The sequence below is a fragment of the Streptomyces indicus genome, assembly GCF_900100315.1.
Taxonomy (GTDB): Bacteria; Actinomycetota; Actinomycetes; order Streptomycetales; family Streptomycetaceae; genus Streptomyces; species Streptomyces indicus.
Window position 1 is genome coordinate 26,157 of record NZ_FNFF01000021.1, and the last position, 13,918, is coordinate 40,074.

Sequence of the window (13,918 nt, forward strand, 5' to 3'; positions counted from 1 at the left end):
TGGGGACAGCGGCCCTCAGTCCTCCCAGTCCGATTCCCGCCCCCGCTGCCCCCGCCCGAACCCCGGGAGCTTGTGCAGTGCGTGGACCGCGTTGACGCCGACGATGCCGAGCCAGGCGACGATCAGGCCCGGGAGGTCCGCGTTGACCGCTGCGATGGCCGACAAGGGGATCGCGAGGATCAGGGAGACGATCGCGAAGCCGAAGCGTTCGCCCCAGGCGTCCACCGGGCCGCGCGGGGTGCGGGCCTCGCGGGCGACCGCCATCTGCTGCTCCGCCATCAGGCGGCGCATGCGGCGGTCCACCGTCGCGTCGAGACGGGTCTCGACCTTTTCGAGGAACGACTCGACCAGCGCGGGTTCGTAGTCCTCGCCGAGCTCCCTGCGGGTGTGCAGGGTCGCTTGGAGTTCCTTCTTGAGCTCAGCGTCTCGGGCTTCCATACCTACGAACGGTACGAAGCGGCGGTCCGCGGCGCAGTGGGGCTAGCCCCCGGATCCGGGGTCGGGCAGGCCCGCCGTCGGGGGCGGCGGCGGCTTCTCCCTTGCCGTGACTGCATACCCTCATGCAGAGTTCATGGTCACTGAATAGCCTCGTGGGAGGCCAGGGCGCCGCGGGACGCGAGCGGCGCGAGACCGAGCGATGCGGGAGACCGAGTGATGACCGACAGCCCGGCCACCCGGCTGCAACAGCTCTTCGAGGGGCACCGGCTGACCCCGACCCAGCGCCGTATCGCGCACTGCATGGTGCGGCGCGCGGCCGACGTGCCGTTCCTGTCCTCCGTGGAGCTCGCCGAACTCGCCGGGGTGAGCCAGCCGTCCGTGACCCGGTTCGCGGTCGCCCTCGGCTTCGACGGCTACCCGGCGCTGCGCAGGCACCTGCGCGAGGTCGCCCCGGCGGCCGCGGACGCGCCCGCCGAGCTCAACGAGTACCAGCAGGCCGTCGAGGCCGAGATCGAGAACCTGCGCCACCTCGCCTCCGTGCTCGCCGACCCCTCGCCCGTGGAGCAGGCCGGCGCCCTGCTCGCCGCGTCCCGCCCGCTGCCGGTGCTCGGGCTGCGGGCGGCGGCCTCGCAGGCGTACGGCTTCGCGTACTTCGCCGCCAAGGTGCACCCGGACGTCCGGCTGCTGCACGAGGGCGGCACGATGCTCGCTGACCGTCTGGACGCCGCGGCCCGCGCGGGCGCCACGGCCCTGATGTGCTTCGCGCTGCCGCGCCATCCGCGCGAGGTGGTCGAGGCCCTGACGTACGCCAAGTCCCTCGGGCTGACCGTCGTCACGGTCGCCGACTCGGCCTTCGCCCCGGTCGCCAAGGTCTCCGACCTGCTGCTGCCCGCGGCCGTCGGCACCGGCCTCGCCTTCGACACGGTGTGCGCGCCGATGCTGCTCGGCCGGGTCCTCCTGGAGGCCATGTGCGACGGCCTCCCGGAGGCCCAGGCCCGGTTGGAGGCCTTCGATGTGCGGGCCGCGGAGCGCGGGTTGTTCGTGGAGTGAGGGGGAGGGGGACAGCCGCTCCGGTTATACGCGGGCCGGTCTGCGTGCCCCGCCCGGCGCCGCGTCCCCCGCGGCGATCCCCGTCCTGCGGTACGGGCCCACCGGCCTGCCCGCGAGTCCCTTCGCCGCCCGGTCGACCGGTACCCACAGCAGCGCGTCCGCGTCCCGTTCGAGCCGGCCCAGCCAGGCGGCCTTCGCCCACAGGCCGGCGCCCGCGCCCGCGAGCAGCAGCCCGCCCGCCGTCGGCAGGACGAAAGAGGTGCACACGGCCGCGAGGAAGGCGCCGGCCAGCCACCAGCGGTGGGCGCGGCGCCAGTTCGCGAGCGTGACCCGCCGGTCCTGGAGCACGTCGTGCCGGGCGGCCCGGGTCGCGGCCCGCGCCGACGCGGCGTAGCGCCCGCGCCGTACGGCGAAGACGGCGGCCAGGGCGATCAGGAACAGCGCCCCGCCCGCCATGACCCCGATCCGCCGCCCGGTCAGCCCCGGCACGAGGACGCCGACGCCCGCCGCGACCACGCCGAGCCACCACAAGGGGGCGGCCCCGGCCCTTACGGACACGGCAACCCGGGCCAGTACGTGCGTGTGTGCCCCGGAACCAGCTCCAGCTCCAGCTCCCGCTCCTGCTCTTGCCACGTGTTCTCTCCCTTCTGCCTGGCCGGGCCCCGCTCCGGCGAACAGGGCCCCGGCCGCCCGCTCCGGCCTGCTGACCAGCCGGTCGGCTGGTCGGCTGGTCGGCCGGAGAGGTTAGCGGCAGGAGATGAGAGCCGTCTGAGCGACCGGCCGCTCTCAACGCCCCGTCGTTCAGGCCCCCTTGGGCGTGTCCTCCTCGCCCCGCGCCTTCATGACCGCCTTGTTCACCGCCCACAGCGCGATGCCGATCGCGAGCAGCACGCCGGCGCGGATGTAGACGTCCGCGGGACGGTCGGCGAGCGGGCTGGCCAGGATCAGCGCCGTGATCGCACCGAGCACGGGCAGGACCGTCGGCGTACGGAAATGGGCGTGGTCCACCGGGTCGCGGCGCAGCACGAGCACCGCGATGTTGACCACCGCGAACACGCAGAGCAGCAGGAACGCCGTGGTGTCGCCGAGCCCTTCGATCTCACCCGTCGACACGAGACCGATCGCGAGCAGCGAGACGAAGACGATGCCGACCACGGGGGTGCGGCGCTTGGCGAGCACGCGGCCCATGCCGCGCGGCAGGATGCGCTCGTTGGCCATCCCGTAGCAGAGCCGCGAGGCCATCATGATGTTGATCAGCGCCGAGTTGGTGACCGCGAACAGGGCGATCAGGGCGAAGAGTTTGTGCGGGAAGTCCACCCCGCCGGCCTTCACGACCTCCAGCAGCGGGCCGCTCGAACCGGCGAGGGTCTTGTGGTCGACCATCAGCGAGGACACCAGCGCCACGAGCACGTAGATCGTGCCGGTGATCGCCACGCCCAGGAAGATCGCCCGCGGGAAGTTGCGGTGCGGCTCCTTGGTCTCCTCGACCATGTTCACCGAGTCCTCGAAGCCCACGAAGGCGAAGAAGCCCAGGGCCGTCGCGCCGAGTACGCCGGTGATCAGCGCGTATCCGGTGCCGGTCGCCTCGAAGTCGGTGAGCCGGGAGGGCTCGCCGTCGCCGGTCAGGACCGCCCAGGCGCCGATCGCCAGGATGATGACCAGGCCGGTCAGCTCGACGAGGGTCAGGACCACGTTGGTCTTCACCGACTCCGACACCCCGCGCAGGTTCAGCGCGGCGAGCACCAGGATGAAGGCGATCGCGACCAGCGTGGGCGGCAGCAGGTCGCCGGTGAGCTCGCTCAGGTAGTCCCCGCTGAACGCCCGGGCCGCCGCGCTCGCCGAGGAGAGGCCCGAGCACATCACCATGAAGGCCACGATGAAGGTGATGAAGGGGACCTTGAAGGCCTTCTGCGTGTAGAGCGCCGCACCGGCCGCGCGCGGGTACTTCCCGACGAGTTCGACATACGAGGCGGCCGTCAGGATCGCGACGACGAACCCGATCACGAACGGCAGCCAGAGGGCCCCGCCCACCTTTCCCGCGACCTTCCCGGTGGTCGCGTAGATCCCCGTCCCGAGAATGTCCCCGATCACGAAGAGGATCAGGAGACCCGGGCCGATGGCGCGTTTGAGCGTGGGTTCCTCCTGCGGAACGGTGCTGTGCGGCTCAGTGACGGACACGGTTGACCTCCCCCGACAGCGGATACGTCGGGTCGGCTCATGCCCGGTGTGGCGCCGGTCACACGCAACTCGTGCGGGATCAGAGGTTCTTCAGAGGTTCGCCCGCGTGCCCGGCGCCGTTCGGCCCGCCGTCACATCCCGTCCAGCGCCCGCAGCTGTTCGCCGCCCGACTCCGCCACGATCTCCGCCACCGTCTGCGCCTCGCGGACCAGCGCGAAGCGCACCGTGCCGTCGGCCTCCGCCGCGAAGCCGTGAATCGCGGGCCGGGCAAGGGAGTTGTACGCGTAGGGGTGGGCGAAGTAGTACGCGCCCGTGTCCAGGGCCGCCACCCAGTCGTCCTGTTCGAGGAGCGGCAGCGGGCGGTCGGCGGCGAGCAGGTCGCCGGCGAAGCAGGCCGGGCCCGCCACGTCCTGGGCGGTCTCGGGGCCCGTCTTCGGGCGGCCCTTCGGGTCGTACGCGGCGATCCGCAGCGGCCAGGAGTGCGGGGCGTAGACCGTGCGCGTCGCCACCTGGGCGCCCGCGTGCGTCACCGCGATGGGGCGGCCGCCGGAGGTCTTCGTGTACTCCACGCGCGCCAGGATCGTGCCGTGCTTGGCGAGCAGCGACCGGCCGAACTCCGTGACCAGGCCGTACGACCCGGTGAACAGGCCGGGCACGCTGCGCTGCAAGGCCCGTACGAACTCGGCGTAGGTCGGGGTCTCCTCGTCCGAGGTGAAGTTCACCGAGAGGCCGCCGCCGATGTCGAGGGTGTCGATCTGCCGGCGGCCGGCCCGCGCGTTGATCTCCTCGGCGAGCTCGTACAGCGCGCGGATGCCCTGGACGTGCAGGTCGAGCGGGATGCCCTGGGAGCCGGAGTGGATGTGCAGCCGGGTCAGCCAGGGGCGGTCGAGGTACGCGCGGATCAGCCAGTCGCGGGCGCCTTCGTCCCGTAGCGCCACACCGAACTTCGAGGTCGAGGTCGCGGTGGACAGGGCCTCGATGGAACCGCCGCCCGTCTGCGGGTTCACGCGGATGCCCAGCGGAGAACCGCTCGGCGCCGAGCGGACCAGGGCGTCGAGGCGGGCGAGCTCCTGCGGATTGTCGGCGTTGACCGCGATGCCGAGCGCGAGCGCCTCGCGGAGTTCGGCGGGGGTCTTCGCGGGGGAGTCGAGGACCGTCTGTGCGGGGCGGATCCCGGCCGCGCGGGCGAGGGCCAGCTCGCCGGGGCTCGCCACCTCGGCGCCCAAGCCCTCTTCGCGCAGCAGCCGCAGGACGGGCACGAGCGGGGCGGCCTTCACGGCGAAGGCGTGCAGGACGGGGGCCGAAGTCGCCGCCGCGAAGGCCGACTTGAGGGCGGCGGCGGAGGCGCGGATGCCGGTGATGTCGAGGAAGGCGGCGATCGGGATGTCGCGCCCTACGAGGCCTTGCTCGACGGCGGCGCGGACGGCGGCGTCACGGCGCTCGGCCGAAGGGCTCCCCGCGCTGTCCGCGCGCCCCGTGCTCTCTGCGTCCCCCGCGCTGTCCGCGCCCTCTGCGTTCCCCGCGCTCTCTGCGTTCTCCCGTATCCCCATGTGGTCCAGACAACCACCCCCACCCGTGCCGCGCAGAGGGACGAGGGGATTGACTAGTTCTATTCAGCTGGACAGGATGTGAATAACGACATCACGCAGCATCGACCCTCATGACGTCTCGAGGAGGCCCCCATGTCCGGACCCCGTCCCGTCCGAGCGCCCCGCGGCACCGGGCTCAGCGCCCTGGGGTGGCAGCAGGAGGCCGCCCTCCGGATGCTCCAGAACAACCTGGACCCCGAGGTCGCCGAGCACCCCGACAAGCTCGTGGTCTACGGCGGCACCGGCAAGGCGGCCCGCGACTGGCGCTCCTTCGACGCGATGGTCCGCACCCTGAAGACCCTCAAGCAGGACGAGACGATGCTCGTGCAGTCGGGCCGTCCGGTCGGCGTGATGCAGACCCACGAGTGGGCGCCGCGGGTCCTGATCGCCAACTCGAACCTGGTGGGCGACTGGGCGAACTGGGAGGAGTTCCGGCGTCTGGAGCAGCTGGGTCTGACCATGTACGGGCAGATGACGGCCGGTTCCTGGATCTACATCGGCACCCAGGGCATCCTCCAGGGCACGTACGAGACCTTCGCCGCGGTGGCCGCGAAGAAGTTCGGCGGCACCCTCGCGGGCACGATCACGCTGACCGCCGGACTCGGCGGCATGGGCGGCGCCCAGCCGCTGGCCGTGACGATGAACGACGGCGTCGCGATCTGCATCGACGTGGACCCGCGCGCCATCGAGCGCCGTATCGAGCACCGCTACCTGGACGTGCAGGCCGACAACCTGGCCCACGCCCTCCAGCTCGCCACCGAGGCCCGGGACGCCCGGCGCCCGCTCTCCATCGGCCTGCTCGGCAACGCGGCCGACCTGCTGCCGCAGATGCTCGCCGAGGGCGCCCCGATCGACATCGTCACGGACCAGACCTCCGCGCACGACCCGCTCTCGTACCTGCCGAGCGGTGTGGCCTTCGAGGACATGGCGGACGCGGTGGCCAAGGACCCCGCCGGGTTCACGACGCGGGCCCGTGAGTCGATGGCCAGGCACGTCGAGGCCATGGTCGGCTTCATGGACGCGGGCGCCGAGGTCTTCGACTACGGCAACTCCATCCGCGGCGAGGCCCAACTGGCCGGATACGAGCGGGCGTTCGCCTTCCCCGGCTTCGTGCCCGCGTACATCCGCCCCCTCTTCTGCGAGGGCAAGGGCCCGTTCCGCTGGGCCGCGCTCTCGGGCGAGGCGAGCGACATCCACAAGACCGACAAGGCGATCCTCGAGCTCTTCCCCGAGAACGAGTCCCTGCACCGCTGGATCAAGATGGCCGGCGAGCGCGTCCACTTCCAGGGCCTGCCCGCCCGTATCTGCTGGCTCGGCTACGGCGAGCGCGACAAGGCCGGCGAGCGCTTCAACGACATGGTGGCGAGCGGCGAACTCCAGGCACCCCTGGCCATCGGCCGCGACCACCTCGACTGCGGCTCGGTGGCCTCCCCGTACCGCGAGACCGAGGCGATGCTCGACGGCTCGGACGCCATCGCCGACTGGCCGCTGCTCAACGCCATGGTGAACGTGGCCTCCGGCGCCTCCTGGGTCTCACTGCACCACGGCGGCGGCGTGGGCATGGGCCGCTCCATCCACGCCGGCCAGGTCTCGGTGGCCGACGGCACCAAGCTCGCGGGCGAGAAGATCCGCCGCGTGCTCACCAACGACCCGGGTATGGGCGTCATCCGCCATGTCGACGCCGGTTACGACATCGCGGAGTCGGTGGCGGACGCCAAGGGCGTACGGGTCCCGATGCGCGAGGGCGAGCAGGCGTGACCTCGTCCTTCCAGGAGATGTGGGCGGATCTCGCGCCCATCGGGCGGGACGCCGGCAGCGGCGGCTACCGGCGTTTCGCCTGGACCGAGGCGGACCGCGACTGCCGTGCGTGGTTCCGGTCCGAGGCCGAGGCCCGCGGCCTGACCTACGAGCTGGACCGCAACGGCAACCAGTGGGCCTGGCTCGGCGACCCCGCGGCCGGCGACGCGGTCGTCACCGGCTCGCACCTCGACTCCGTACCGGACGGCGGGGCCTTCGACGGCCCGCTCGGTGTCGTGAGCGCGTTCGCGGCACTGGATGAACTCCGCCACAGGGGAGTGGAGTTCACCAGGCCGCTCGCGCTCACCAACTTCGGCGACGAGGAAGGCGCCCGCTTCGGGCTCGCGTGTGTGGGCTCGCGGCTGACCGCCGGGCAGCTGTCGAAGGAGCAGGCGTACGCGCTGAAGGACGGCGACGGGGTATCGCTGCCCGCGGCCATGGAGGCGGCGGGGCACGACCCTTCGAGCCTCGGCCGCGACGACGAGCGGCTCTCCCGCATCGGTGCGTACGTGGAACTCCACGTGGAGCAGGGCCGCGCGCTCGACCTGTCCGGGGACGCGGTCGGCATCGCGAGCGCCATCTGGCCGCACGGCCGCTGGCGCTTCGACTTCCGCGGCGAGGCCAACCACGCGGGCACCACGCGGCTCGTGGACCGGCGCGACCCGATGCTGCCGTACGCCGAGACGGTCCTTGCCGCCCGCCGCGAGGCCGAACTCGCGGGCGCGGTGGCCACGTTCGGGAAGATCGCGGTGGAGCCCAACGGCGTCAACGCGATCCCTTCGCTCGTACGCGGCTGGCTGGACTCGCGCGCGCCCTCGCCGGACGACCTGGACGCCACGGTCACGGCGATCGAGAAGGCGGCGCGCGAGTACGCCGACCGGCACGGCGTGGACCTGGACGTGGTCCGGGAGTCCTTCACGCCGGTCATCGAGTTCGAGCACGCGCTGCGCGACGAGCTCGGGCGGCTCCTGGGCGGTTCCGTGCCGGTACTCGGCACGGGCGCGGGACACGACGCGGGAATCCTCTCGTCGGTGATCCCGACGGCCATGCTGTTCGTACGCAACCCCACGGGCGTCTCGCACTCCCCGGCCGAGCACGCGGCCGAGGACGACTGCGTGGCCGGGGTGCGCGCACTGGCGGACGTACTGGAGGGCTTGGCGTGTCGGTGACGTATTGGGCGCAGTACGCGTGGCTCGACCCGGTGGTGGAGCCCGGCGTCGTCCTGGAGGTCTCGGCGGAGGGCCTGCTCTCCGCCGTACGCAAGGGAGTCGAGGAGCCGCCCCCCGGTTCCGTCGTCCTGCGCGGCCTGACCCTCCCCGGCCTCGCGAACGCCCACTCGCACGCCTTCCACCGGGCGCTGCGCGGCACGGTGCAGGTCGGCTCCGGCACCTTCTGGACCTGGCGCGAGGTCATGTACCAGGTCGCGTCCCGGCTCACCCCCGAGTCGTACTTCCGGCTCGCGCGGGCCGTGTACGCGGAGATGGCGCTCGCGGGCGTGACGGTGGTGGGCGAGTTCCACTATCTGCACCACCAGCCGGGCGGACGGCCGTACGACGACCCCAACGCGATGGGGGAGGCGCTGCTCGCGGCGGCGGGCGAGGCGGGGGTCCGTCTGACGCTGCTCGACACGGCGTACCTGTCCTCCGGCTTCGGCGCCGCCCCCTCCGCGCACCAGCTGCGGTTCTCGGACGGCTCCGCGGAGGACTGGGCCGCGCGGGTGTCCGGCCTGAAGCCGCGGGACGGCGTGCGCATCGGTGCGGCGATCCATTCCGTACGGGCCGTTCCCGCGGGCGAGTTGGGGACGGTGGCGGACTGGGCGCGGGCACAGGGCGCACCCCTGCACGTGCACCTGTCGGAACAGACCGCCGAGAACGAGGCCTGCCTGGCGGCGCACGGCTGCACGCCGACGCGGCTGCTCGCGGACCACGGGGTGCTCGGCCCCTCGACGACGGGTGTGCACAACACGCACCTGACGCCTGAGGACATCGCACTCCTCGGCTCGTCCGGCACGGGCACGTGCATGTGCCCGACGACGGAACGCGACCTGGCGGACGGCATCGGTCCGGCGGCCGCGCTCCAGCGCGCGGGCTCGCCCCTGTCGCTCGGCTCGGATTCCCACGCGGTGATCGACCTCTTCGAGGAGGCGCGCGCGATGGAGCTCAACGAGCGGCTGCGGACGCGGACGCGGGGGCACTGGACCGCGGCGGCGCTGCTGCGGGCGGCGTCGGCGGACGGGTACGCGGCGCTGGGCTGGTCGTCGGGTGGCGTCCTCGAGCCGGGTGCGCTGGCCGACTTCACGTGTGTGGCGCTGGATTCGGTGCGTACGGCTGGGCCGTTGCCGCGGTTGGGTGCGGAGACTGCGGTGTTCGCGGCGGCTGCTTGTGATGTGCGGGACACGGTGGTCGGCGGCCGTCAGGTGGTCCGGGACGGGGCCCATGTCTCGGTCCCGGATGTCGCGGGCGAGCTCGCCGCCGCGGTGGCTGAGCTGCGCGGCTGAGATTTCCCCTACCCGCCCCTTCCCGAAACCGGGGCTCCGCCCCGGACCCCGCATCCGAGCTTCGCTCGGATCTGCTCAAGCGCCGCAGGGGCTGAACCTTCAGCCCGTCCGGCGTTTGAGGACGAGCGCGTTCAGCGCGAAAAGGGGGTCTGGGGGCGGAGCCCCAGTTTCGGGAAGGGGCGGGGTGGGGGAGAAGAACGAATCCCACGGAGAGGGACACATGACGACCACCGTCATCACCAACATCGGGAACCTGGTCACCAACGACCCCGACCGCGGCACCGGCCCCCTGGGCCAGATCCAGGACGCCGCCGTCGTGGTCGACGACGCGACCGGGACCGTCGCCTGGGTGGGCCCCGCGGCCGAGGCCCCCGCCGCCGACGCCGCCCACGACGCCGAGGGCCGCGCGGCCATCCCCGGCTTCGTGGACTCCCACTCCCACCTCGTCTTCGCGGGCGACCGCACCCAGGAGTTCAACGCCCGTATGGAGGGCCGGAGTTACGAGGCGGGCGGCATCCGGACGACCGTCCGCGCCACCCGCGCCGCCACCGACGAGGAGCTCGAGGCCAACCTCGTACGCCATCTCGACGAGGCCCTGCGCCAGGGCACCACCACCTTCGAGACCAAGTCCGGCTACGGGCTCACCACCGAGGACGAAGCCCGCGCCCTGCGCATCGCGAGCGCGCACACCGACGAGGTCACCTACCTCGGGGCGCACATCGTCAGCCCCGACTACGCCGAGGACCCCGCCGCCTACGTGGACCTCGTCACCGGCGAGATGCTCGACGCCTGTGCCCCGTACGCCCGTTGGGTAGATGTCTTCTGCGAGAACGGCGCCTTCGACGGCGACCAGGCCCGCGCCATCCTCACCGCGGGCCAGGCCAAGGGCCTCATGGCGCGCGTGCACGCCAACCAGCTCACGTACGGCCCCGGCGTACAGCTGGCCGTCGAGCTCGACGCCGCGAGCGCCGACCACTGCACCCACCTCACCGACGAGGACGTGGCCGCGCTCGCGAGCGGCAACACCGTCGCGACGCTGCTGCCGGGCGCCGAGTTCTCCACGCGCGCCCAGTGGCCCGACGCCCGCCGCCTCCTCGACGCCGGGGTCACGGTCGCGCTGTCCACGGACTGCAACCCCGGCTCCTCGTACACCTCCTCGATGCCGTTCTGCCTCGCCCTCGCGGTGCGCGACATGCGGATGACCCCGGACGAGGCGCTCTGGTCCGCGACCGCGGGCGGCGCACAGGCCCTGCGCCGCACGGACGTGGGCCGCCTGGCCCCGGGAGCCCGCGCGGACCTGGCGCTCCTCGACGCCCCCAGCCACGTCCACCTCGCCTACCGCCCCGGCGTACCGCTGGTGTCGCGGGTGTGGCGGCGCGGGCGGGCCGTCCGGGGGCGGCGCCTGGGCTAGTCCCGGCCGTCCGGGCCCGGCGGTGGTCCCGCACGCGTCACACGGGCTCCAGGCCCGCCCGCCACCGCTGGTCCGCCGCGCCCGAGACCGGCTCCAGGCTCACCTGCGAGCCGTGCGCCGTGACCGCGTGGTCGAGCTGAATGACCGGGCGGATCGTGCCGCTCGCGTCCACCGTGAACCACAGGTTGCGCGTGCCCCGGTCCAGGGAGGAGCACTTCCAGATGCCCACGCCGCTGTAGGTGTCGCCGCGGGTGTCCAGGCAGTAGTCCGGGTCCGCGTGCGAGACGATCACGCCGCGGTTGGCGTCCAGGCGCCAGCGCTGGGTGTCGGAGGGGCCGCAGGGCTCGGCGACGACATCGGTGTCGTTGCGGAAGTCCCCGTCCTCGACGGTGAGGCAGCGGCCGTTGCCCGCGCTCACCACCTGGGTGAACCGGCCGTCCTGCAAGGCCGGTTGAGGTGCGGGGGGCTTCCTGGTCGGCGAAGGCGCCGGCTTCTTCGGGGACTTCGAGGACTTCGTGGGAGAGGGGGTCGGCGAGGGCGACGCGCTCGGCGACGCGGTGACCGTGACCGTGGCGGAGGGGACGGGTGCGGGCGGCAGCGCGACGTCGTCGCGACCGTGCCCCTCGTCCGGATCACCACTGGTGAGAGCGAAGAGCAGCAGCGGGGCGACGGCGATCCCGAGCGCGGCGGAGCCGAGCATCACGCGGCGTGAGGGCAGCCAACTCGGTGGCGGGGTCGAGGAGTTGACCGAGGCGTTACGGGTGCGGAGGGGCTGCGCCGCAGAATCCGGGGCCGGGGCACGGTGTGCGGCCCGCCCTCGTACAGCACGTGCCGCGGGCCCCCGAGCCTCCGGCCGCACCCCCGCGTACCCCGCACCCACCTGGGGCAGCAGCCCTTGCGCCAGCGTCTCGCGGGGCGCGCCGGCCAGGCTTCGCAGCTGGGTGTGGGCGCGGCGGCAGCAGGGGCAGTCGGCGAGGTGCTGCTCCAGGTCGGCGCTGTGGCGCGGGTTCTCAGGGCTCGTCGCGTTCTCGATCAGGCGCGCGTAGCCCTGGCACTGCGCCTCGCCGTGCCGGGCGAGGTACGTGCGCAGGAACGCGCGGCGCAGCGCGCCCAGGCAGGTGTCGCGTGCGGCGCGGACATCGCCCGCCGAGGCGCCGAGGAACACCGCCACCCGGTCGTCCGGCTCCCCGTCCACCAACGCGTACCAGAGCACCGCCTGCGTGCGGACCGGCAGTGTGCGCAGGGCGCCGAGCAGCACCGGCGGCTCGTCCTCGCCCGGCGTGAACTGCGCGGAGAGCCGGGCGGCGCGCTCGTCGCCCGCCCAGGCGCGCGCAGCCCGGTGGACCAGGAGCAGCAGATGGTGCCGTAACGCCCCCGGAGCCGCGACCCCGCGCGCCGCCTCCTCGGCGGCGAGGGAGAGCGCCTGGCTCACCAGCCGGCGGGCCGCCGCGTCGTCGGTGGTGCACAGCCGGGCGTACGGCGTGAGGAACGCGCCGTGCCGCAGCCGGAGTTCGCGCAGTGCGGGGTACGCCGTGGCGGTGTCGCGGCCGAGCAAGGCGGTGAGCTCCGCGTCCGACAGCCCTGCGTGCGGCGGGAGTTGGGCGTCGGCGCCCAGGGTGCCCTCCGGCGCCCCGCCGTCTCCCGCGCGGCTCTCGTGCTGCGACATCCGCTGCCCTCCTCGGCTGCTGCGGTCACCGGCGGCACCAGGACATACGCCCGCCCAGCGGCGGCGTACCGGCGAGTATGCGAGCGTCCATCGTAGGGAGGAGTGGCGGTTGCGAAAGATGTTTCCCGGGGTAACTGCCAGTGGATCATGGCGAGTTGGGCACCGCTCGGCCGAGCGGACCGAAGGGGGGCGTCCTCGAACGGCCGGAGGCGCCCCCCGCCGAGCTCGGGGAGCGCCTCCGGAAAGCCTGGAAGTGCGCGCGTCACTCCTCGACCGTGAGCCCCTTGCGCAGCCGTACGAGCGTGCGCGAGAGCAGCCGGGAGACGTGCATCTGGGAGATGCCGAGCTCCTCGCCGATCTCGGACTGCGTCATGTTGGCCACGAAGCGCAGCGAGAGGATCTTGCGGTCGCGCGCGGGCAGCGAAGCGATCAGCGGCTTCAGGGACTCGACGTACTCGATGCCTTCGAGTCCGTGGTCCTCGTAGCCGATGCGGTCCGCGAGCGCACCCTCGGAGTCGTCCTCCTCGGGCTGGGCGTCGAGCGAGCTCGCGGTGTACGCGTTGCTGGCCGCCATGCCCTCGACGACCTCGTCCTTGCCGATGCCGAGCCGCTCGGCCAGCTCGCCCACGGTGGGCGCGCGGTCGAGCTCCTGGGCGAGCGCGTCCCCGGCCTTGGCGAGGTCGAGACGCAGCTCCTGCAGCCGGCGCGGTACGCGCACGGACCAGGAGGTGTCGCGGAAGAAGCGCTTGATCTCGCCGACGATGGTAGGCATCGCGAAAGTCGGGAACTCGACTCCGCGGCTGAGCTCGAACCGGTCGATCGCCTTGATCAGGCCGATGGTGCCGACCTGGATGATGTCCTCCATCGGTTCGCTGCGCGAACGGAACCGGGCGGCGGCGAACTTCACGAGGGCGAGGTTGAGTTCCACGAGCGTGTTGCGGACGTACGCGTACTCGTGGGTGCCTTCCTCGAGGGTCTCGAGGCGGGCGAAGAGAGTCTTGGACAGGGCCCGCGCATCCTGCGGGGCCACCTCGTCGTAGGGCGGGATCTCGGGCAGGTCCAGGAGATCCGCGAGCTCCTCACCGGTCTCCGCGGCGGTCGTGGGGTCCGCCGTGGCCCGGGGGGCAGGTACATGGGGGTCGGTGTCGAACTGGTCCGGTGGGGGTGTCGACGTCGCATTACGGGTAGGCGATGCGTCGAGCCGGGGTGACATGGTGTCCTCCATCGTTCTCGGCATATGGCTGCCGATGCCAATACGTGCACTGCGGTGTGCGGCGCCTCCGAAGCCGGCC

The 13,918-nt window shown here is 72.9% G+C and carries 11 protein-coding genes; 5 read left to right on the top strand and 6 right to left on the bottom strand.

The window, feature by feature from the left end; genetic code table 11:
* Positions 1 to 15: 15 nt before the first annotated feature.
* Positions 16 to 438 (bottom strand): hypothetical protein, encoded by a 423-nt coding sequence (locus BLT97_RS33010; RefSeq protein ID WP_093616955.1) that lies wholly within the window; start codon positions 436 to 438, stop codon positions 16 to 18.
* Between the two features lie 216 nt (positions 439 to 654).
* On the opposite strand from BLT97_RS33010, the gene BLT97_RS33015 reads away from it, so the two are divergent.
* Positions 655 to 1,488: a MurR/RpiR family transcriptional regulator gene (locus tag BLT97_RS33015; RefSeq protein ID WP_093616957.1), complete on the top strand. Its 834-nt coding sequence runs from the start codon at positions 655 to 657 to the stop codon at positions 1,486 to 1,488.
* A 24-nt stretch (positions 1,489 to 1,512) separates the two neighbouring features.
* Here the strand turns inward: BLT97_RS33015 and BLT97_RS33020 are convergent, their stop codons facing one another.
* The 3 genes from BLT97_RS33020 to BLT97_RS33030 form a co-directional block, all read right to left on the bottom strand.
* Positions 1,513 to 2,046 (bottom strand): hypothetical protein, encoded by a 534-nt coding sequence (locus BLT97_RS33020; RefSeq protein WP_245769681.1) that lies wholly within the window; start codon positions 2,044 to 2,046, stop codon positions 1,513 to 1,515.
* Positions 2,047 to 2,289: 243 nt separating this feature from the next.
* Positions 2,290 to 3,666 (bottom strand): APC family permease, encoded by a 1,377-nt coding sequence (locus BLT97_RS33025; RefSeq protein WP_093616959.1) that lies wholly within the window; start codon positions 3,664 to 3,666, stop codon positions 2,290 to 2,292.
* Positions 3,667 to 3,797: 131 nt separating this feature from the next.
* Positions 3,798 to 5,216, bottom strand: a complete 1,419-nt coding sequence (locus tag BLT97_RS33030) for a type III PLP-dependent enzyme domain-containing protein (RefSeq protein WP_093616961.1) — start codon at positions 5,214 to 5,216, stop codon at positions 3,798 to 3,800.
* Positions 5,217 to 5,348: 132 nt separating this feature from the next.
* On the opposite strand from BLT97_RS33030, the gene hutU reads away from it, so the two are divergent.
* The 4 genes from hutU (at position 5,349) to hutI (ending at position 10,960) form a co-directional block, all read left to right on the top strand.
* Positions 5,349 to 7,013, top strand: a complete 1,665-nt coding sequence (gene hutU, locus BLT97_RS33035) for a urocanate hydratase (RefSeq protein WP_093616963.1) — start codon at positions 5,349 to 5,351, stop codon at positions 7,011 to 7,013.
* 17 nt (positions 7,014 to 7,030) lie between these two features.
* Positions 7,031 to 8,221 carry an allantoate amidohydrolase gene (locus BLT97_RS33040; protein ID WP_093617069.1) on the top strand — a complete coding sequence of 397 codons (1,191 nt, stop codon included), beginning with the start codon at positions 7,031 to 7,033 and terminating at the stop codon, positions 8,219 to 8,221.
* Positions 8,212 to 9,549 (top strand): formimidoylglutamate deiminase, encoded by a 1,338-nt coding sequence (locus BLT97_RS33045; RefSeq protein WP_093616965.1) that lies wholly within the window; start codon positions 8,212 to 8,214, stop codon positions 9,547 to 9,549. Before BLT97_RS33040 ends, BLT97_RS33045 begins: the two co-directional genes overlap by 10 nt.
* 220 nt (positions 9,550 to 9,769) lie before the next feature.
* Positions 9,770 to 10,960: an imidazolonepropionase gene (gene hutI / locus BLT97_RS33050; RefSeq protein WP_093616967.1), complete on the top strand. Its 1,191-nt coding sequence runs from the start codon at positions 9,770 to 9,772 to the stop codon at positions 10,958 to 10,960.
* A gap of 37 nt (positions 10,961 to 10,997) precedes the next feature.
* On the opposite strand, the gene BLT97_RS33055 is transcribed toward hutI, so the two are convergent.
* The gene (locus BLT97_RS33055; protein ID WP_093616969.1) at positions 10,998 to 12,626 is read right to left on the bottom strand and encodes an RICIN domain-containing protein; all 1,629 of its coding nucleotides are present in this window, start codon (positions 12,624 to 12,626) and stop codon (positions 10,998 to 11,000) included.
* Between the two features lie 262 nt (positions 12,627 to 12,888).
* Positions 12,889 to 13,851 carry an RNA polymerase sigma factor SigF gene (locus BLT97_RS33060; protein ID WP_093616971.1) on the bottom strand — a complete coding sequence of 321 codons (963 nt, stop codon included), beginning with the start codon at positions 13,849 to 13,851 and terminating at the stop codon, positions 12,889 to 12,891.
* Between the last annotated feature and the right edge of the window lie 67 nt (positions 13,852 to 13,918).

Bases quoted from the DNA above. Each gene is read 5' to 3' on its own strand.
- BLT97_RS33010 (WP_093616955.1), bottom strand. From the start codon at position 438: ATGGAAGCCCGAGACGCTGAGCTCAAGAAGGAACTCCAAGCGACCCTG.
- BLT97_RS33015 (WP_093616957.1), top strand. From the start codon at position 655: ATGACCGACAGCCCGGCCACCCGGCTGCAACAGCTCTTCGAGGGGCAC.
- BLT97_RS33030 (WP_093616961.1), bottom strand. From the start codon at position 5,216: ATGGGGATACGGGAGAACGCAGAGAGCGCGGGGAACGCAGAGGGCGCG.
- hutU (WP_093616963.1), top strand. From the start codon at position 5,349: ATGTCCGGACCCCGTCCCGTCCGAGCGCCCCGCGGCACCGGGCTCAGC.
- BLT97_RS33040 (WP_093617069.1), top strand. From the start codon at position 7,031: ATGTGGGCGGATCTCGCGCCCATCGGGCGGGACGCCGGCAGCGGCGGC.
- hutI (WP_093616967.1), top strand. From the start codon at position 9,770: ATGACGACCACCGTCATCACCAACATCGGGAACCTGGTCACCAACGAC.
- BLT97_RS33055 (WP_093616969.1), bottom strand. From the start codon at position 12,626: ATGTCGCAGCACGAGAGCCGCGCGGGAGACGGCGGGGCGCCGGAGGGC.
- BLT97_RS33060 (WP_093616971.1), bottom strand. From the start codon at position 13,851: ATGGAGGACACCATGTCACCCCGGCTCGACGCATCGCCTACCCGTAAT.